The organism is Dyella sp., assembly GCF_035685885.1.
Lineage (GTDB): Bacteria > Pseudomonadota > Gammaproteobacteria > Xanthomonadales > Rhodanobacteraceae > Dyella.
Window position 1 is genome coordinate 1 of sequence record NZ_DASRZX010000055.1, and the last position, 17423, is coordinate 17423.

A 17423-nucleotide genomic window follows, 5' to 3' on the forward strand; every position below is an offset into this window, starting at 1 on the left:
TCACTCCCGGGTTCTTGTCCGCAGGGGCGCCATACGTGCCGAAGGACGCAAGCAGCAACAGGCATGAGCCGGATAAACGCTTCATCAAGGCTTCCACCGGTAGCCGACGCCATGCACGGTTTCGATCGCGTCGAACTCCGGTGCCACCGCGATGAACTTCTTGCGGATGCGCTTGATGTGCGAGGTGATGGTGGCGTCGTCCACCACCAGCTCCGCTTCGCGCATCAACTGGTCGCGGTTCTTCACGTGGCCGGGGAAGCGCACCAGGGTGTGCACCATCCAGAATTCGGTCACGGTGAGCGGAATCTCCTCGCCGTTCCAGGTAATGCGCATGCGTTCCGATTCCAGCTTCAGTGGCCCGTGCCCGATCACGGTTTCGCTGGACGCCGGCACCTTGAGCGACTCGATGCGCCGGAACAGCGCCGCGATGCGCGCCGCCAGCTGGTGCAGGCTGGTGTCCTTGCTGAGGTAATCATCGGCGCCCAGGCGCAGGCCGGAAATCACGTCGAAATCGGAATCGCGGGCGGTGAGGAAGATGATCGGCAGCGTGGCCGACTTGGCGCGCAGCTCGCGGCACAGGTCAAAGCCGCCCTCCGGCTCATCGCCCAGGCCGATGTCGATGATGACCAGCTCCGGCAGGCGCATGGCAAACGCGGTGGATGCCTCCTGCCGCGAACCATACCCGCGCGCGTCATAGCCGAAGCGGGTCAGCGCCTCGACGTAATTGGCGCGGATCAGCGGCTCGTCCTCGACGATGGCGATGCTGCGGCCCATGGTTCACTCCAGGTGGATGATGGCGCGCAGGTTGGCGTGTGCGGGCAGGACGCGCAAGCCATGGGCGCAAGATGCCCGTATTTCGCCATCTGCCATCGCCGCTCCGCCACAGCCGGGAACCGCCCGAAGCATGAAGGCTGGCGAAACGCACGCCCTGCCGAAGGCCGGCTACGCAAAAACCCACACGTCAGCGACAAACCTCTTGCCAGACTCGCGCCCGAATTTGCCCGCGTTCTGCCTTATTCGGGTCCCGGCCAAACCCCGGCCGGGAGGCGAAATGGAACCGTCACAGAAGGAGTACGAAGATGCGCCCCGATGGTCAGTCACCCGTCGACCCCAACGCCGAGCTGCAGGGCTTCGAGCCGCTGCGCGTGGTGCTGGCACTGGGTGCACTCCTGCTTGGTCTGGTCATGAGCCTGCATTGAAGGAGGCCGAACATGAATGGCGATATCGAACTCGACGATCCGTTCCTTTCCCCTGCCGTGGAAGGCATGGAGGCGGCTGGCGTGCACGGAAGCGCGCTGGCCGCCGCGGCCGATGAGCCCGATCCCGAATACTGGCAACCCCTCTGAAGCTTTGCTCCCGCTCCGTGGTCACGTTCCTTCCCCGCCCCTGGCGGGGATTTTTTTGCCCGGATGAATGAACTTGCGACGCGGGGAACCAAACCGGAAAAGGCCGGTCGGACATAGCGACGGTCGTGGATTCTTGCCGTGGATCCGTGGCCGTCGTGTGGTCTCCTCACACGTCGTTCCGACGAAACTTATCCCGGCGCGGGTTGCGCCGGGATTTTCTTATCCGGGCCCGGTGGGCGGTTTCAGCCAGCCAGTTGCTGGTGCATGGCGGCAATCACGGCCTGATAGTCCGGCGCGTTGAAGATGGCCGAGCCAGCCACGAAGGTATCCGCGCCCGCGGCACCGATCTCGCCGATATTGGCGGCCGTCACGCCGCCGTCGATCTCCAGCCGGATGGCGCGGCCGCTCTCGTCGATGCGGCGGCGCACCTGGCGCAGCTTGTCCAGCGCGCCTGGGATGAACTTCTGCCCGCCGAAACCCGGGTTCACGGACATCAGCAGGATCAGGTCCAGCTTGTCCATTACGTAGTCCAGATAGCTCAGCGGCGTGGCCGGGTTGAACACCAGGCCGGCCTGGCAGCCCGAATCCTTGATCAGGCCGATGGTGCGGTCGATATGCTCGCTGGCTTCCGGGTGGAAGCTGATCACACTGGCGCCCGCCTTGGCGAAATCCGGCACGATGCGGTCCACCGGCTTGACCATGAGATGCACGTCGATCGGCGCAGTGATGCCGTAGTCGCGCAGCGCCTTGAGCACCATCGGGCCCATGGTGAGGTTGGGCACGTAGTGGTTGTCCATCACGTCGAAGTGCACCCAATCCGCGCCGGCGGCCAGCGCCTTGGCGGTGTCCTCGCCCAGCCGCGCGAAGTCGGCGGAGAGGATGGACGGGGCGATGACGTTGGATTGCTTGCTCATGGTCGTTTCCTGTGGGAGCGCACGGTATGCGCGGCCTGGGGTTACGTGGCGGCTGCAGTCGCGCACAGGGTGCGCTCCCACAAGTCGACGCCGGGTTTATTTGAAGCCGCGCTCGGCCTTGATGCGTTCGTAGGCCGCGTTGATCTCGCTGGCGCGCGATTCGGCCTGCTTGCGCATGGTTTCGGGCAGGTCGCCCAGGCGGTCCGGATGGTGTTCGGAAATCAGCTTGCGGTACGCACGCTTCACCGCACGGTCGTCCACGCTGCGCGCAATGCCGAGCACGGTGTACGGGTCCGGACCTTGCGTGTTGCGCTGGGGCGGCACGTAACCGCCATTGCCGCCGTATTGGCCTTGGCCGCGCGAGTAGCCGGTGGCGTTCCAGGCATAGCCCTTCATCGCCATCAGCGCCATCAGCTCCATGTCGCTCACGCGCAGCGCGAAGGCGAGCTGGCGCAGGATGGCCATCTTTTCAGGCGGCGGATTGCCTTCGGCCAGCACGGTTTCGATCACCACATCGAGCACCGGGAAGGCGTGGTCGCGGCGCAGGCCCACCCAGCGGCGCAGTTCTTCAATGGCGAGGCTGACATTGAATTCGGGCTGCTTGCCCTGGTTGAACGCGACGATAGCCAGCTTGCGCTGCTCGTGTTCCAGGCCCATGCGCTGCATGAGGCGTTCGGCCACGGCGATCTCGGCCTCGGACACGCGGCCATCGGACTTGGCCACGGCACCCAGCACGTTGAACAAAGGGCCGATATAGCCGCCGGCCTCGGGTGTGACGCGGGCGCGCTGGCCCTTGCGCAGGCTGTCGATGATGAAGCCGGTGATGCCGCCGACGACGGCGCCTGGCAGGCCGTGACCGAAGATCAGTCCGAACAGGGCGAGCCAGAGGGTCCAGGTGAAGGTCATGGGTTGCCTTGAACGTGGGGCGTCTGCGCGCTGTACCAGCGTGCCAGTTCGTCGAGGTCGGCATCACTCATCGGGCCAATCGCGGCGCGCATCAAGGGCACGTTGCGGCGGCCATCGCGGTACTGCTTGAGCGCCTCGCGCAGGTATGGGAGTGGCTGCCCGGCCAGATTGGGCGCACCGGGAATCTGCGCCATGCCGGTTTCGCCGTGGCACGCGGCGCACAGACCCAGTCGTGCAGGCTTGGCAGGCGCCTGTGCATGGGCAGGCAGCGTTGCCACCAGTGCGGCCGCGAGCAACGGCCATACGCGCGCCCTGGCCCTGCGCTTGCCCATGCGCGATACGGCATCGATGCGGGAAGGCAGGACCATCAAGAAGCGCCTGGCTCAAAAAGCGCCGATTCTAGCAGCCGCCGCAAGCGCCGCCGGGCCCGACCGAACGCGGCTATGCGTTCCGCACAGGCCGTAGCCGTTAGAATGGACGGCTTCGCGGGCCCTGCGCGGGGCTCGACCATCGTATTTCCGCCCTGGTATGCCAGGCGGCCAGCCAGGAGCCAACGACCGTGCCCACCACCCTGCTGCAATCGAACCTGCCGGGCCTGGACCTGATTCACCGCGGCAAGGTGCGCGACGTCTACGCGCTGCCGCGCCGCCAACGCCCCGATGGCGGCCTTGAGGAAGCACGGTTGTTGATCGTCGCCAGCGACCGCCTGTCAGCCTTCGACGTGGTGCTGCCCGACCCGATTCCGGGCAAGGGCGAGATGCTCACGCAGATCTCCAACTTCTGGTTCGACAAGACCTCGCATCTGGTCCCCAATCACCTGCTCGATGTGCCGCTGGCCGACGTGCTGCCCGCAGGCACCGACCTCAAGCTCTACGAGAAGCGTGCCGTGGTCACGCGTCGTCTGAAGCCGGTGCCGGTGGAAGCCATCGCACGCGGCTACCTCATCGGGTCGGGTTGGAAGGACTACCAGGCCACCGGCTCGCTGTGCGGCATCAAGCTGCCGGCGGGCCTCAAGCAGGCGCAGCAGTTGCCGGAGCCGATCTTCACGCCGTCGACCAAGGCCGCCGTGGGCGACCACGACGAGAACGTGAGCTTCGATGCCGTGGTCGCCGCCGTCGGCGCCGACCTCGCCCAGCAGGTGCGCGAAGCCACGCTTTCCATCTACAAGTGGGCCGCCGCCTATGCCGCAGAGCGCGGCATCATCATCGCCGACACCAAGTTCGAGTTCGGCACCGACGAGAGCGGCAAGCTCTACGTGATGGACGAGATGCTGACGCCCGATTCCTCGCGCTTCTGGCCGGCCGATTCGTACCAGGTCGGCATCAGCCCGCCGAGCTACGACAAGCAGTTCGTGCGCGACTACCTGGAAACGCTGGGCTGGAACAAGCAGGCACCTGGCCCCAACGTTCCCGCCAACGTGATCGCCGCCACCGCGGCAAAGTACGCCGAGGCGCTGCAGCGCCTGGCCGACATCAAGCTCGACTGATGCGCGACATGCAGCACTGGCTCGACAACTACAGCGCCGACCACCAGCATCCCACCAACCGACTGCTGCACTGGATCTGCGTGCCGCTGATCCTTTGGTGCGCCATTGCGATGATGTGGACGATTCCCGTGCCCGCGATGATCGGCCGCCCCGGCTTCTGGTCCGTCGCCGTGCTGGTGCTGGCGTTCGCGTGGTACTGGAAGCATTCGCATCGCCTGGGTGGAGCGCTGCTGGTGGCACTGGTGTTGATGTGCGTGCTGACCGAGTTCGCGTATCGCCAGCTAGGCCCGCACACGCTGCTGCTCACCGCCGTCGGCCTGTTCGTGGTGGCGTGGATCGGACAGTTCATCGGCCATGCCATCGAAGGGCGCCGACCGAGTTTCCTCACCGACCTCGCGTATCTGCTGGTGGGTCCGGCGTGGTTGATGGACAAGCTGCTGCGCCGTGTCGGCATCTGAACAACGCCGGGAACTCCAAATCGCATGACAACCTTTCTCACCCTCATCAGCGCCCTGCTCTGGTGGGTGCTCTACAGCAGCATCGGCGCGCTGTTCATTGCCGTCATCGCGTGGTCCGTGATGCGCTGGATCGAGCGTTGCCCGGTGGTGTTCAACCGCGCCTATCTGGCCTGCCTGGTATGGAGTCTGACCACCCTGCTGATCGTTGCAGGCGTGGCGCTGCACGAGGGACACACGAAACCGCCATACACGCCGTTGCTTACCTCACCGCTGCTGCGCGGCGGCCTGCTGGTGGACATGGTGATCGGCGTGGTGGTGTTGTGGCGGCTGATTCCGCGTGTCGATGCGCATCGCGTGCGGCCGTCGAGCGCGTGCCTGGCGGTGGCAGTGATCATGGCCGTGGGCTTTGGCGTGGCGACCAGTTTGCTGGGTTGAGTTGGCGCGCCGTCTACCGCTGAGTAACGGAAGCCACAAAGGCCGATTGAACGCCAAGCGGGGATCTGTCTCCGTGGCTGACGGCCATCCCGCGGCATCTCGCGACGATATGCAGGCGTGTCGGCAACGGCCCGCGAGAGACAGGCGTGGGGACTGGTGCAAGCGGCTGTCGCGCACAGGGTGCGCTCCCACAGATGGAGCAAGCCGGATAAAAAGTGAAGCCAGCGGGATGAAAAAAGGCCGGCGCAAGCGCCGGCCTTTTTATTGGCCTTCCTCCGCAAAGGAGGAAGGCGACCAACCTCAGACCGTTTCCGGGTTCGGCTTGTCCGGGTCCAGCTTGTACGTCTTGATCGCACGCGACACATCCTTCGCGTTGACCTTGCCTTCCTTCGCCAGCGCGGCCAGCGCAGCGTGGGCGATCCAGTAGCGATCGACCTCGAAGAAGCCACGCAGGTTGGCACGCGTGTCCGAACGGCCGTAACCGTCGGTGCCCAGCACCGTGTAGCGCATGCCATCGGGCATGAACGCGCGGATCTGGTCGGCGTATTCGCGCACGTAGTCGGTGGCGGCCACGGCCGGACCCTGATGACCCTGCAGCAGGCCGGTGACATAGGCCACGCGCTGCTCGGCTTCCGGATGCAGGCGGTTCCAGCGTTCGGCGTCGAAACCGTCGCGACGCAGTTCGCTGAAGCTCGGGCAGGACCAGATGTCGGCGGTGACGCCGAAATCCTTCTCCAGCAGCTCGGCGGCGGCGATCACTTCGCGCAGGATGGTGCCCGAGCCCAGCAGCTGCACGCGCGGCTCGCCCTTCTTCGGCTTGCCGGCGTCCTTGAACAGGTACATGCCCTTGATGATGCCTTCCTCGGCGCCCTGCGGCATGTCCGGGTGGCTGTAGTTCTCGTTCATCACCGTGAGGTAGTAGTACACATCCTCCTGCTCCTGCAGCATGCGGCGCGTGCCGTCCTGCAGGATCACCGCGACTTCGTAGGAGAAGGTGGGGTCGTACGACTTCACGCTCGGGATCGCGCCCGACATCAGGTGCGAGTGGCCGTCTTCGTGCTGCAGGCCTTCACCGTTGATGGTGGTGCGGCCGGCGGTGCCGCCGATGAGGAAGCCGCGCGCACGCATGTCGCCGGCCGCCCAGGCCAGGTCGCCGATGCGCTGGAAGCCGAACATCGAGTAGTACACGAAGAACGGCAGCATCGGCTGGTTGCTGATGCTGTAGCTGGTGGCCGCGGCCATCCAGGCGGCCATGCCGCCGGCCTCGGAGATGCCTTCCTGCAGCACCTGGCCCTTCTGGTCTTCGCGGTAGTACAGCAGCTGGTCGGCGTCCTGCGGGCGATACTTCTGGCCGAACGGCGCATAGATGCCGATCTGGCGGAACATGCCTTCCATGCCGAAGGTGCGCGCTTCGTCGGCCACGATCGGCACGAGGCGCTCGCCGATCTGCTTGTCGCGAAGCAACAGGTTCATGCCGCGCACCAGCGCCATGGTGGTGGAGATTTCACGCTCGCCCGAGCCGTTGGTGATCTGCGTGAATGCCGACAGATCCGGCGCCTTGATCTTCACGTCGGTCTGGCGGCGACGCTGCGGCAGGAAACCACCCAGCGAACGGCGACGCTCCATCATGTACTGCACTTCCGGCGAATCCTTGCCGGGGTGGTAGTACGGCACGTCGGCCAGCTTGTCGTCGGTGACCGGGATATTGAAGCGGTCGCGGAAATGACGCACGGCATCGGCGTCCAGCTTCTTCTGCTGGTGCGTCGGGTTCTGCGACTCGCCGGCCGCACCCATGCCATAGCCCTTCACCGTCTTGGCGAGGATCACCGTGGGCATGCCCTTGGTCTTCACGGCCTGGTCGTAGGCCGCATAGACCTTGTGCGGGTCATGACCGCCGCGGTTGAGGCGCCAGATGTCGTCGTCGGACAGGTTGGCGACCATCTCGCGGGTTTCGGGGTACTTGTTGAAGAAATGCTCGCGCGTGTACGCGCCACCGAAGGCCTTGCAGGCCTGGTACTCGCCGTCGACGGTCTCCATCATCAGCTTGCGCAGCACGCCCTTGGTGTCGCGAGCGAGGAGCGGATCCCAGTAGCTGCCCCAGACCACCTTGATGGCGTTCCAGCCGGCGCCACGGAACACGCCTTCCAGTTCCTGGATGATCTTGCCGTTGCCACGCACCGGACCGTCCAGGCGCTGCAGGTTGCAGTTGATCACGAACACCAGGTTGTCCAGGCCTTCGCGGCCGGCCAGCGAGATGGCGCCCAGCGATTCGGGCTCGTCGGTTTCGCCGTCGCCCATGAAGCACCAGATCTTGCGATCGGTCTTGGGCATCAGGCCGCGGTGTTCCAGGTACTTCCAGAACTGCGCCTGGTAGATGGCCTGGATCGGACCCAGGCCCATCGACACCGTCGGCACCTGCCAGTAGTCCGGCATCAGCCAGGGGTGCGGATACGAGGACAGGCCGCGGCCCTTGCCGGCCACTTCCATGCGGAACAGGTCCAGCTGCTCCTCGCTGATGCGGCCTTCCAGGAAGGAACGCGCGTACACGCCCGGGCTGGAATGGCCCTGGTGGAACACCAGGTCGCCCGGGTGATCGGCGCTCGGTGCACGCCAGAAATGGTTGAAGCCCACGTCATACAGCGTGGCCGAGGATGCGAAGGAAGCAATGTGGCCGCCCAGCTCGCCCGGCTTGCGGTTGGCGCGCACCACCATGGCCATCGCATTCCAGCGGATCAGCGTGCGGATGCGCCATTCCATCGCCGCGTCGCCGGGCATCTTGGCCTCGTTGGCCGGCGCGATGGTGTTGACGTATTCGGTGGTCGGGTTGAACGGCAGGTAGCCACCGGCCCGGCGCGTCGAATCGACCATCTTCTCCAGCAGGTAATGCGCGCGCTCGGTGCCGTCATGGTTGATGACCGCATTGAGCGATTCGACCCATTCCTGGGTTTCGGTGGGGTCGAGGTCCTGGTGGAGGATGTCGTCGAGCTGATCCATGGGGAGCTTCTCTCCGCGGCGCCTGGGGGTTGGCGCGGCAATAGGTGGACGCCTCCGGCGCAGGAGGCGGGAAACCCTCTGAGTGTAGCTCCGGCGCGGTTTTTCGCCAATTGGATCGAGACAATACGGGGGCGCATGGGGTGGAAGAGGTTGATTCTGGCGACAATCGCCAAAGTGGTATGCACCCCATCCGTCGGGACGCATACGCCGCTGCCGCACCCACGGCCAGGAATCGCGTCTTGCCATGACGAAAACGGAGCCTCGAAGGCTCCGTTTTCGTGTCAACCCGATGGTGCAATCAGCTCAGCTGCGCCGCTCGCTCTGCGCCGTCCGGATCTGTGCATCCACCGCCGCGATGGCCGTCATGTTCACCACGCGACGCGGCGTGGAGGCCGGCGTGAGGATGTGCGCGGGCTTGTTGATGCCCATCAGGATCGGACCAATGGCCACGCCGTCGGTCATCACCCGCACCATGTTGTAGGTGATGTTGGCCGAATCGAGGTTGGGCATCACGAACAGGTTTGCCCGGCCGGTCAGCGTGGTGTTGGGGAACATGCGCTGGCGCAGCGCTTCGTCCCATGCGGTGTCGGCCTGCATCTCGCCGTCCATGTTGAGCTTGGGCGCGCGCTGCTTGAGGATCTGCCAGACCTTGCGCATCTTCGCCGCGCTCGGGTTGTCGTGACTGCCGTAGTTGGAATGCGACAGCAACGCGACCTTCGGCTCGATGCCGAACAGCTTCAGGCGATACGTGGCTTGCAGCGTCGCTTCGGCGATCTGCTCGGCCGTCGGATCGCACTGCACATGCGTATCGAGGAAGAACCATGCGCCCTGGTCGTTGATCACACCCGTCATCGCCGAGGTGCACGACACGCCCGGGTCGAGGCCGAACACGCTGCGCATGTAGCCCAGCTTCTTGTGGAAGCGGCCGACCAGTCCGCAGATCATTGCATCGGCTTCGCCGCGCTCGACCATCAGCGACGCGATCAGCGTCGGGCGGGAACGCATGAGGTTTTTCGCAGCCGCCGGGCTCACGCCACGACGCTCGGTCAGCGCGTGGTATTGCTGCCAGTATTCGTTGAAGCGCGGATCGTCATCGATGTTGGTGATTTCGTAATCGGCGCCTTCGCGCATGCGCAGGCCAAGGCGCTGGATGCGCGACTCGATCACGCTGGGGCGGCCGATGAGGATCGGGAATGCCAGGCGCTCGTCGATCACCGTCTGCACCGCGCGCAGCACGGTTTCTTCCTCGCCCTCGGCGTAGACCACGCGCTGGCGGTCGGCGCGCGCGCGCTCGTACACCGGCTTCATCAGCAGGCCGGTGCGATAGATGAACTGGCCGAGCTTTTCCTTGTACGCCTCCATGTCGATGATCGGGCGCGTCGCCACGCCCGAATCCATCGCGGCCTGCGCCACGGCCGGCGCAAGCATCACCAGCAGGCGCGGATCGAACGGGCGCGGGATCAGGTAATCCGGACCGAAGGTCGGCACATCGCCGCCATAGGCACTGGCAAGATCGCCGGCCTCCATGCGCGCCAGCTCGGCGATCGCACGCACGCACGCGGTCTTCATCGCCTCGTTGATGCCGGTGGCACCCACGTCGAGCGCGCCGCGGAAGATATACGGGAAGCACAGCGCGTTGTTGACCTGGTTCGGGTAGTCCGAACGGCCCGTGGCGATGATGCAGTCGGGGCGCACCTTCTTGGCGTCTTCCGGCGAGATCTCCGGATTGGGATTGGCCAGCGCGAGGATGACCGGCTTGTCCGCCATGCTGGCGACCATCTCGGGCTTGAGGATACCGCCCGCCGACAGGCCCAGGAACACGTCCGCGCCCGCCACGATCTCGGCCAGCGTTCGCTTGTCGGTGTCGCGCGCATAGCGCTGCTTGTCCGGATCCATGTGGTCGCGGCCCTTGTAGAGCACGCCCTCGCGGTCGAACGCGAGGATGTGCTCCGGCTTGAGGCCCAGCGCCACCAGCATGTCCAGGCAGGCGATGCCCGCGGCGCCCACGCCGGTGGTGGCGAGCTTCACGTCCTGGATTTTCTTGCCGACCACTTCCAGCGCGTTGACGATGGCCGCGCCCACGATGATCGCGGTGCCATGCTGGTCGTCGTGGAACACCGGAATCTTCATGCGCTCGCGCAGCTTGCGCTCGACGATGAAACACTCCGGCGCCTTGATGTCTTCGAGGTTGATGCCGCCGAACGTGGGTTCGAGCGAGGCGATGATGTCGACCAGCTTGTCCGGATCGCGTTCGTTGATCTCGATGTCGAACACGTCGATGCCGGCGAATTTCTGGAACAGCACGCCCTTGCCTTCCATCACCGGCTTGCCGGCTAGCGGGCCGATGTCGCCAAGGCCCAGCACGGCGGTGCCGTTGGTGATGACGGCGACGAGGTTGCCGCGTGCGGTCACTTCGCTGGCGACATTGGGATCTTCCACGATCGCTTCGCACGCATAGGCCACGCCGGGCGAATAGGCTAGGGCGAGGTCACGCTGCGTCACCATGGGCTTGGTGGCGGCGACCTTGATCTTGCCGGGGCGCGGAAGACGGTGGTACTCGAGAGCAGCGAGGCGCAGTTCTTCGGGGAGGGCCATGGGATGCGTGATTCGAATGAAGGGGAATCGGGGCCGCGAGGCGGCATCGCGAAATGGTATCACCCCCGGGCACCCTTCCCGACCGTGCGGCGCAGCATGGTGACGCGGGAGTTCACATACTGGTATGCATGGGAAGGGGACGCAGGATGGGGCGTGAGAGCGCAAGCCCTCGCGCCTGAAGCATCCTGAAACTCACTTCAAGTGAGCGCACATGGCGGCCCACGCCGCTCCTACAAACTCAGCGACAGCGTCTCCGCCTGCACCTTGCCCATGTGGATGCGATTGACGAACAAGGAAAAAGCCAGCTTGCCGGCAAGTCCGTGCACGTGCTGCATCCACGGCGGCAACCAGCGCGGCGGCACGATGGCGCCGCTTTGGAAATGCGGTTGCAGACTGATGACATCGTGCAGCGCCAGCTTGCCCGCGAACAGGTCGCGAAGCATGTCCATGCGCCGCTGCTTCAACGCCCAGCGGAAGAAGGTGTGCACGTTGAGCAGGCCGGACAGATACACATTGTCCTTGGCGAAAGCCGCGCCGCCGGTGAGCGGCACGCCGCGGAACACGCGCTGCGCGGAGTGGAAACTGTCGGCAGGACTCTGTCCGCAATGGCTGAAGAACTGGTAGACCTCGACGAAGTCCGCGCCGTTGAGCGCCATGTCGATGGCCAGGATGCGCAGGCTGATTCGCTTCAGGCGCGAGATGTCGATGGCGCCGGACATCAGTTCGGCAAACACGGCCAGCCCCTCCTGCGTGGCCGTGACGCGCGGCGACGTGCGCCCCAGCGAGGCCAGCAATGGCTGCGCACGCCCGTTGAGCGCGGTCAACGAATGCACCAGTGCTTCATGCGCCAGCAACTGGTGGCGATCGTATTCACTGAAGCGCGTGGCGCCGCCGCGCAAGCGAATACGCGTGGCGCCCGCGGCCGCCTTGGCGGTCAGTTCGGGGTCCACCTCGACCGAGATCACTTCCTCGCCGAAGAACGCGTTCAACGTCTGGCTCAGGTCGGTGCGCAAATCTTCGGCGGTGATGGTCACGTCGATGCCATCCGCCAACAGGTCCGAGCCGAGCTCGTCCGACAACTCGACGAAATAACGCGCCGCGTCGATATTGCTACGATCGCTGCCGGGAATCACGTCGCCAGGGCGGCCATACAGCACGATCGATGGTGCGGTCACTCCCTTGGTGCCCACCGCTTCGAGCATCTCCGCCGCGATGCGCCACGACTCGGCGGTGCGGCAAAGGTATTCGCCCAGCGGATCGTCATAGCCCGCTTCGCGCTCGATCGCCGCCAGCTCGGCGCGCTCCGCCGAAAAATCCGGTGCCTGGTATTGCACCTCGGGCAAGCTGTACTGACCCCGGGCATACGCCGCGATCATGCGGTCTTCCAGCGACGCCGGCCACGACACCGAGGAAAGGATGCGGATGCCCTTCACCGCGACAAGCAGGCGGTGGTCGAGGTCGGCGTAGCGCTGCAGTTCCGGCCGGATGGCGATGCTGCTGGCGCTCATGCAGGCCTCTGGCGCAAGGCGTCGATGCGGTGGATAAGATCGATGGCGATGGGGTTGGGCTTGAATGCCGTAAGGAGACCACGCGATCCCGAGGGAATGAATGCCACCGTCTTGCCGAGGCGTGAGGATTTCGCGCGCAGCATCAGGGTTATGCGCGGTGGATTGGTCATGGTCGAAGAATCGACGTTGATGACGTTGGCCAGATCAATGCGAGAGGATTCGCCCCTCTGCTTTACCACCAACTGGCTACCCTCCAGCCAGACCTCGTCGACAAGATCGAACAGCAAGGCTCGAAACAGCACCACGCCGATGCCCATCATGAAAATCGGCGCAACCAGCATGGGCCAGAGGTCGCGCTGATGCGCAAGCAACGTGCCGAACACGCCTCCCACGAGCACCAGCGACAGGAAACCGAACCAGAACACGGGAAATACCCGCTTGTAGAAAACCGTCATAGGCGACGACAGCCGCAGCATGCGCACTCCCCATAGCTTGCTGGGCCCGATAGTAGTGCTTTCGGGCCGCCGCTCAACTACTCGCGGTCGCGCGAATGCCGATGCCCGTGCGGCTTGGCGATCGGCCGGCCGCCGCGCTGGCGGCGCAGCTTGGCTTCCAGCGTGGTGGCCTGCTCCTCGCGCTCATCGCGCAACTTGAGGTAATTGCGCCAGCGCTCGGCGGAGAGATCGCCACTGTCCAGCGCCGCCTGCACGGCGCAACCGGGTTCGCTGCCGTGTCCGCAATCGGCGAAGCGGCATTGTTCGGCCAGTTCGTCGATATCGGCGAAGAGATCGAGGTTCTCTTCGCCGGTGAGCTTGAGCTCGCGCATGCCCGGCGTGTCGATGAGGCAGCCGCCGCTGGGCAATTGCAGAAGGGCGCGATGCGTGGTGGTGTGGCGGCCGCGACTATCGTGGCTGCGCACGGCACCGGTGGCCATGCGTTCGCTGCCCAGCAGCGTGTTGGTGAGCGTGGACTTGCCCGCGCCCGACGAGCCCACCAGTACGGCGCTGTCGCCCGGCTGCAGATAGGGCAGCAAGGTCGCCACGGCCGCCGGATCCTTCGCGTTGATCGCGTGGATCGGCGTGCCGGTCGGCAGGCGTTCGCGCAGGGCGGTCAGCAGTTCCTGCGCATCGTCGCGCGTATCGAGCTTGCTGAGCAGGACCACCGGCTGTGCGCCGGAGCCTTCCGTGAGCGAGAGGTAACGCTCGATGCGCGAAGGATTGAAATCGCCATCGAGACCGGTGAGCACCAGCACGTAATCGATATTGGTGGCGATCAGCTGGCGCTCGTAGCGCTCTCCGGCAGCCGCGCGTGACAACACCGTGCGGCGCGGTTGCACCTGCACGATGTGCGGCGGCTTGCCTGCTTCGAGCTCGACGAAATCGCCGACGGCCGGTCGCTCCGCCGGATCCAGGCTGCGCTTGAGGAAGTGGCCGGCCGGCTGCGCGCCGAACAGGTGTTCACCATCGTGCAGCTCATAGCCGGCACGATGCTGGGCCACCACGCGGGCCAGCTGCCGACCATCGCTGGGCAGCGTGTCACCGCGCCAGCCGATCCTGCGCAGTCGCTCGAAGATTGCCTCGGTCATGGCGCGGATTATGCCTTGGGATGGCCCTGCCCGGAAAAAGCCCGAAATAGCGCCATTCCAGCCTCCCATCCCATGCCGGGACGCTGCTAGGATGCGGAAAACGGCGACTTTCTTGCGCCGCAACAACACCAACAACGAAGGACGCCCGCGTTGGCCTCGATCAAACCCAGTGCGCACCTGGCGGACGTGCGCTATGAAATCCGTGGCGCACTCACCCGGCGATCGCGCGAGCTGGAAGCCGCCGGGCTGCCGATCATCAAGCTCAACATCGGCAATCCGGGCCGCTATGGCTTCGAGACGCCGGCCCACCTGCGCGAGGCCATTGCCCGCCATCTGCAGGACAGCGAGGCCTACGGCCACGAGCAAGGCCTGGAGGAAGCGCGCGAAGCGATCACCGCGCAGCAGCGTCATCGCGGTGCGCATGGCGTGGATGTCGAGCGCGTGTTCATCGGCAACGGCGTCAGCGAGCTGATCGACCTGAGCCTGCGCGCTCTGCTGCAGCCCGGCGACGAAGTGCTGCTGCCCAGCCCCGACTATCCGCTGTGGAGCGCCGCCACCATCCTCAACGATGGCAAGCCTCGCTATTACCGCTGCCTGGCCGAGCATGGCCACTTGCCCGATCCGGATGAGATCGAATCGCTGGTGACGCCGCGCACGCGGGCACTGGTGCTGATCAATCCCAACAATCCCACGGGCGCGGTCTACCCGCGCGAACTGCTGGAGCGCATCGTTGCGGTCGCCGCCAAGCACCGCCTGCTGCTGCTCAGCGACGAGATCTACGACGAAATCCTTTACGACGGCACGCCGTTCCAGCCGCTCGCCGCGATGGCAGGCGAGCTTCCCTGCGTGAGCTTCGGCGGACTGAGCAAGGTGCACCGCGCATGCGGCTACCGCGTGGGTTGGATGAGCCTGTCGGGCGACCCGAGCCGCACGGCGGACTATCGCGATGCCCTGCAGCTGCTGGCCGCGCTGCGCCTGTGCGCGAACGTCACGGCGCAATGGGCGGTTCGCCCTGCACTGGAAGCCGCGCCGACCATCAATGCATTGACGGCCCCCGGTGGCCGGCTGCATGAGGCACGCCGCGCCGCGCTGGAAGGCGTGGCCGCCAGCCAGTTCCTCGATGTGGTTGCGCCTTCCGGCGCCTTGTACGCGTTCCCACGCGTGCGCGCCGATCGCGTGGCCGATTTCGACGACAACGCCTTCGCCCTACGCCTGCTGGAAGAAGAATCCGTGCTGGTGGTGCCCGGCAGCAGCTTCAACGTGCCGCACAGCCGGCATCTGCGCCTGACCCTGCTGCCGCAACCGGAACAGATCCGCGAGGTGTTCGTGCGCATCGAGCGCGTGCTGGCCGGCATGGCCGCCACGCAGAAGCCGCGCGTCGCCGTGGCTTGACGTCCATGCGCTATCTCGCGCTGGGCGATTCGTATTCGATCGGCGAAGGCGTACCCGATGCCGGGCGCTGGCCCGTCCAGCTGGCCGCCCGGCTGCGCGCCGAGGGTGTCGCGCTGGACGATCCCCTGATCGTCGCCACCACCGGCTGGACCACGGACGAGCTGTCCGCCGCCATGGACGCCACGGCGTTCGCGCCGCCCTACGATCTGGTGAGCCTGCTGATCGGGGTGAACAACCAGTACCGTGGGCGCAGTGCGGCCGATTATCGACAGGAATTCCGACGCATGCTCGAGCGCGCTATCGGACTGACGGGTGGGCGACCGGATCGCGTACTGGTGCTGTCGATTCCCGACTGGGGCGTCACACCGTTCGCCCGTTCGAGTGGGCGCGACGTCGCGTGCATCGCCGAGGAATTGGACGTCTATAACGCCGTCGCCGCGGAAGAGGTGAAAGCTGCGGACGGCCACTGGGTGGATATCACCGGTCTTTCGCGTGAGCACCCCGGGCTGCTTGCCGAGGATGGACTGCACCCGTCGGCCGCGCAGTACACGCTGTGGATGGAAGCGGCGTTGCCCACCGCGCGGCGCATCCTGGCCTAGTGCCCCTGGTAGGAGCGCACCCAGTGCGCGATCACCACCGCACGATTCAAGGCCCTGCATCATCGCTACGTAGGCTTATCGCGCACTGGGTGCGCTCCTACAGGGGAATGCCGCTGGCGATGCCGCCCCGCAACGCTTCTGCAACCATTCCGCCATCGTGCGGAGACGTGACGTGGGCATTCTGGCGTCCCGGTAACCACCGGGAGAGACTGCCATGGCGACCTTCCACTGCCGCAGCGCCTTCATCTCCGACGTGCACTTGGGCACGCCCGACTGCAAGGCGAGCTATCTGCTCGATTTCCTGCGCAAGCTGCGTTGCGAAAAGCTGTATCTGGTCGGCGACATCGTCGACATGGAAGCACTGGCGCGCCGCACCTGGTGGCACGCCGACCACGGCGCGGTGATTGCCGAAGTGCTGGACCTGGCGCAGCGTGGCGTGGAGGTGATCTATATCCCAGGCAACCACGACGCGCCGATGCGCGGCCTTGCCGGCCAGAGCCTTGGTGGCGTGAAGATCGAGCTGGACGCGGTGCACGAAGGCGCTGATGGGCGCCGCTACCGCGTCAGCCACGGCGACGAATTCGATCCGGAGCACGTCGGGCGCACATGGATGATGCACCTGGGGGAAGTGATGCATCGCTTCATCTGCTGGACGAACCGCCGCGTCCACGCGATGCGACGTCGCCTGGAGCTGCCCTACCTGCCGCTGTCCATCATCGTGAAGTCGCATATCGGCAAGGCACTGGCATACATCCGCGCCTACGAAGAACGCGTGGCCAACGATGCCCGTGAGCGCGGTTTCGACGGTCACATCTGCGGGCACATTCATTTCGGCCATGTGCGCGAAATGGGCGGCGTGCTGTATCTCAACGACGGCGACTGGGTAGAGCACTGCACGGTGCTGGTGGAAGACCATACCGGCGCGATGGAACTGGTCCACTGGAGCGAACAGCATGCCCCGCTCGGCCGCGCCAGCCGCGAACTGGTGCTGCCCTCCCCCGCTGCCGCCCTGGCGCTGGCGCCGCTGACCCGCGCGAAGCTGGATCTGGCCCAGCTGCAGCCGGCGGCTTAAGGGCAGGAGTGAGTGGAGAGGAGTGAGAAGTGAGAGAGGGCCAAGGCTTGCCACTCTCACTCCTCTTGGCTCACTTCTAGCTCCGCGCCCTTGCTTCCCCCAAAAGCGCCGGCATATGGCAAGGGTTACAATT

16 protein-coding genes are annotated in these 17423 nt (G+C 65.5%); 7 read left to right on the forward strand and 9 right to left on the reverse strand.

Annotated elements, in window-relative coordinates:
- Window positions 1-84 precede the first annotated feature (84 nt).
- The gene (gene pdsR / locus VFG49_RS06805) at window positions 85-774 is read right to left on the reverse strand and encodes a proteobacterial dedicated sortase system response regulator (RefSeq protein ID WP_324858770.1); all 690 of its coding nucleotides are present in this window, start codon (window positions 772-774) and stop codon (window positions 85-87) included.
- Window positions 775-1211: 437 nt separating this feature from the next.
- Here pdsR and VFG49_RS06810 point away from each other — a divergent pair, with 437 nt between their 5' ends.
- A complete protein-coding gene (locus tag VFG49_RS06810; protein WP_324858771.1) occupies window positions 1212-1346 on the forward strand; it encodes a hypothetical protein in 135 nt (44 codons plus the stop codon).
- A 242-nt stretch (window positions 1347-1588) separates the two neighbouring features.
- Here the strand turns inward: VFG49_RS06810 and rpe are convergent, their stop codons facing one another.
- The 3 genes from rpe to VFG49_RS06825 form a co-directional block, all read right to left on the reverse strand.
- The gene (gene rpe, locus VFG49_RS06815; protein WP_324858773.1) at window positions 1589-2260 is read right to left on the reverse strand and encodes a ribulose-phosphate 3-epimerase; all 672 of its coding nucleotides are present in this window, start codon (window positions 2258-2260) and stop codon (window positions 1589-1591) included.
- A 96-nt stretch (window positions 2261-2356) separates the two neighbouring features.
- Entirely contained in the window at window positions 2357-3166 is an 810-nt protein-coding gene (gene djlA, locus VFG49_RS06820; protein WP_324858775.1) for a co-chaperone DjlA, read from the reverse strand.
- Window positions 3163-3498, reverse strand: coding sequence for a c-type cytochrome (locus VFG49_RS06825; protein ID WP_324858815.1), 336 nt, complete (start codon window positions 3496-3498; stop codon window positions 3163-3165). Before VFG49_RS06825 ends, djlA begins: the two co-directional genes overlap by 4 nt.
- Before the next feature lie 227 nt (window positions 3499-3725).
- Here VFG49_RS06825 and VFG49_RS06830 point away from each other — a divergent pair, with 227 nt between their 5' ends.
- The 3 genes from VFG49_RS06830 to VFG49_RS06840 are packed head-to-tail and all read left to right on the forward strand — an operon-like array spanning window position 3726 to window position 5545.
- A complete protein-coding gene (locus VFG49_RS06830; protein WP_324858777.1) occupies window positions 3726-4652 on the forward strand; it encodes a phosphoribosylaminoimidazolesuccinocarboxamide synthase in 927 nt (308 codons plus the stop codon).
- Window positions 4652-5110: a DUF962 domain-containing protein gene (locus VFG49_RS06835; RefSeq protein WP_324858779.1), complete on the forward strand. Its 459-nt coding sequence runs from the start codon at window positions 4652-4654 to the stop codon at window positions 5108-5110. The genes VFG49_RS06830 and VFG49_RS06835 overlap by 1 nt, the downstream gene beginning before the upstream one ends.
- A 24-nt stretch (window positions 5111-5134) precedes the next feature.
- Window positions 5135-5545 (forward strand): hypothetical protein, encoded by a 411-nt coding sequence (locus tag VFG49_RS06840; RefSeq protein WP_324858782.1) that lies wholly within the window; start codon window positions 5135-5137, stop codon window positions 5543-5545.
- A 300-nt stretch (window positions 5546-5845) separates the two neighbouring features.
- Here VFG49_RS06840 and aceE read toward each other — a convergent pair whose 3' ends face one another.
- The 5 genes from aceE to rsgA form a co-directional block, all read right to left on the reverse strand.
- On the reverse strand, window positions 5846-8539 hold the full coding sequence (gene aceE, locus VFG49_RS06845) for a pyruvate dehydrogenase (acetyl-transferring), homodimeric type (protein WP_324858784.1): 2694 nt from the start codon (window positions 8537-8539) through the stop codon (window positions 5846-5848).
- 303 nt (window positions 8540-8842) lie between these two features.
- Complete coding sequence (locus tag VFG49_RS06850) at window positions 8843-11134, reverse strand: NADP-dependent malic enzyme (RefSeq protein WP_324858786.1); 2292 nt, start codon at window positions 11132-11134, stop codon at window positions 8843-8845.
- A gap of 230 nt (window positions 11135-11364) precedes the next feature.
- Window positions 11365-12642 carry a flavohemoglobin expression-modulating QEGLA motif protein gene (locus tag VFG49_RS06855; RefSeq protein ID WP_324858788.1) on the reverse strand — a complete coding sequence of 426 codons (1278 nt, stop codon included), beginning with the start codon at window positions 12640-12642 and terminating at the stop codon, window positions 11365-11367.
- On the reverse strand, window positions 12639-13118 hold the full coding sequence (locus VFG49_RS06860; protein ID WP_324858790.1) for a hypothetical protein: 480 nt from the start codon (window positions 13116-13118) through the stop codon (window positions 12639-12641). The genes VFG49_RS06855 and VFG49_RS06860 overlap by 4 nt, the downstream gene beginning before the upstream one ends.
- Before the next feature lie 56 nt (window positions 13119-13174).
- Entirely contained in the window at window positions 13175-14227 is a 1053-nt protein-coding gene (rsgA, locus tag VFG49_RS06865; protein ID WP_324858792.1) for a ribosome small subunit-dependent GTPase A, read from the reverse strand.
- A 150-nt stretch (window positions 14228-14377) separates the two neighbouring features.
- Between rsgA and VFG49_RS06870 the strand changes: the two genes are divergently transcribed.
- The 3 genes from VFG49_RS06870 (at window position 14378) to VFG49_RS06880 (ending at window position 17290) form a co-directional block, all read left to right on the forward strand.
- The gene (locus tag VFG49_RS06870; protein WP_324858794.1) at window positions 14378-15619 is read left to right on the forward strand and encodes an aminotransferase class I/II-fold pyridoxal phosphate-dependent enzyme; all 1242 of its coding nucleotides are present in this window, start codon (window positions 14378-14380) and stop codon (window positions 15617-15619) included.
- Window positions 15620-15624: 5 nt separating this feature from the next.
- Window positions 15625-16218, forward strand: coding sequence for an SGNH/GDSL hydrolase family protein (locus tag VFG49_RS06875; protein WP_324858796.1), 594 nt, complete (start codon window positions 15625-15627; stop codon window positions 16216-16218).
- Between the two features lie 214 nt (window positions 16219-16432).
- Window positions 16433-17290, forward strand: coding sequence for a UDP-2,3-diacylglucosamine diphosphatase (locus VFG49_RS06880; protein WP_324858798.1), 858 nt, complete (start codon window positions 16433-16435; stop codon window positions 17288-17290).
- Window positions 17291-17423: the final 133 nt, after the last annotated feature.

Excerpts from the sequence above, each read along its gene's own strand:
- VFG49_RS06835 (WP_324858779.1), top strand. The coding sequence starts at position 4,652 with ATGCGCGACATGCAGCACTGGCTCGACAACTACAGCGCCGACCACCAG.
- aceE (WP_324858784.1), bottom strand. The coding sequence starts at position 8,539 with ATGGATCAGCTCGACGACATCCTCCACCAGGACCTCGACCCCACCGAA.
- VFG49_RS06855 (WP_324858788.1), bottom strand. The coding sequence starts at position 12,642 with ATGAGCGCCAGCAGCATCGCCATCCGGCCGGAACTGCAGCGCTACGCC.
- VFG49_RS06875 (WP_324858796.1), top strand. The coding sequence starts at position 15,625 with ATGCGCTATCTCGCGCTGGGCGATTCGTATTCGATCGGCGAAGGCGTA.
- VFG49_RS06825 (WP_324858815.1), bottom strand. The coding sequence starts at position 3,498 with ATGGGCAAGCGCAGGGCCAGGGCGCGCGTATGGCCGTTGCTCGCGGCC.
- VFG49_RS06840 (WP_324858782.1), top strand. The coding sequence starts at position 5,135 with ATGACAACCTTTCTCACCCTCATCAGCGCCCTGCTCTGGTGGGTGCTC.
- pdsR (WP_324858770.1), bottom strand. The coding sequence starts at position 774 with ATGGGCCGCAGCATCGCCATCGTCGAGGACGAGCCGCTGATCCGCGCC.
- VFG49_RS06850 (WP_324858786.1), bottom strand. The coding sequence starts at position 11,134 with ATGGCCCTCCCCGAAGAACTGCGCCTCGCTGCTCTCGAGTACCACCGT.
- VFG49_RS06880 (WP_324858798.1), top strand. The coding sequence starts at position 16,433 with ATGGCGACCTTCCACTGCCGCAGCGCCTTCATCTCCGACGTGCACTTG.
- djlA (WP_324858775.1), bottom strand. The coding sequence starts at position 3,166 with ATGACCTTCACCTGGACCCTCTGGCTCGCCCTGTTCGGACTGATCTTC.
- rsgA (WP_324858792.1), bottom strand. The coding sequence starts at position 14,227 with ATGACCGAGGCAATCTTCGAGCGACTGCGCAGGATCGGCTGGCGCGGT.
- VFG49_RS06860 (WP_324858790.1), bottom strand. The coding sequence starts at position 13,118 with ATGCTGCGGCTGTCGTCGCCTATGACGGTTTTCTACAAGCGGGTATTT.
- rpe (WP_324858773.1), bottom strand. The coding sequence starts at position 2,260 with ATGAGCAAGCAATCCAACGTCATCGCCCCGTCCATCCTCTCCGCCGAC.
- VFG49_RS06810 (WP_324858771.1), top strand. The coding sequence starts at position 1,212 with ATGAATGGCGATATCGAACTCGACGATCCGTTCCTTTCCCCTGCCGTG.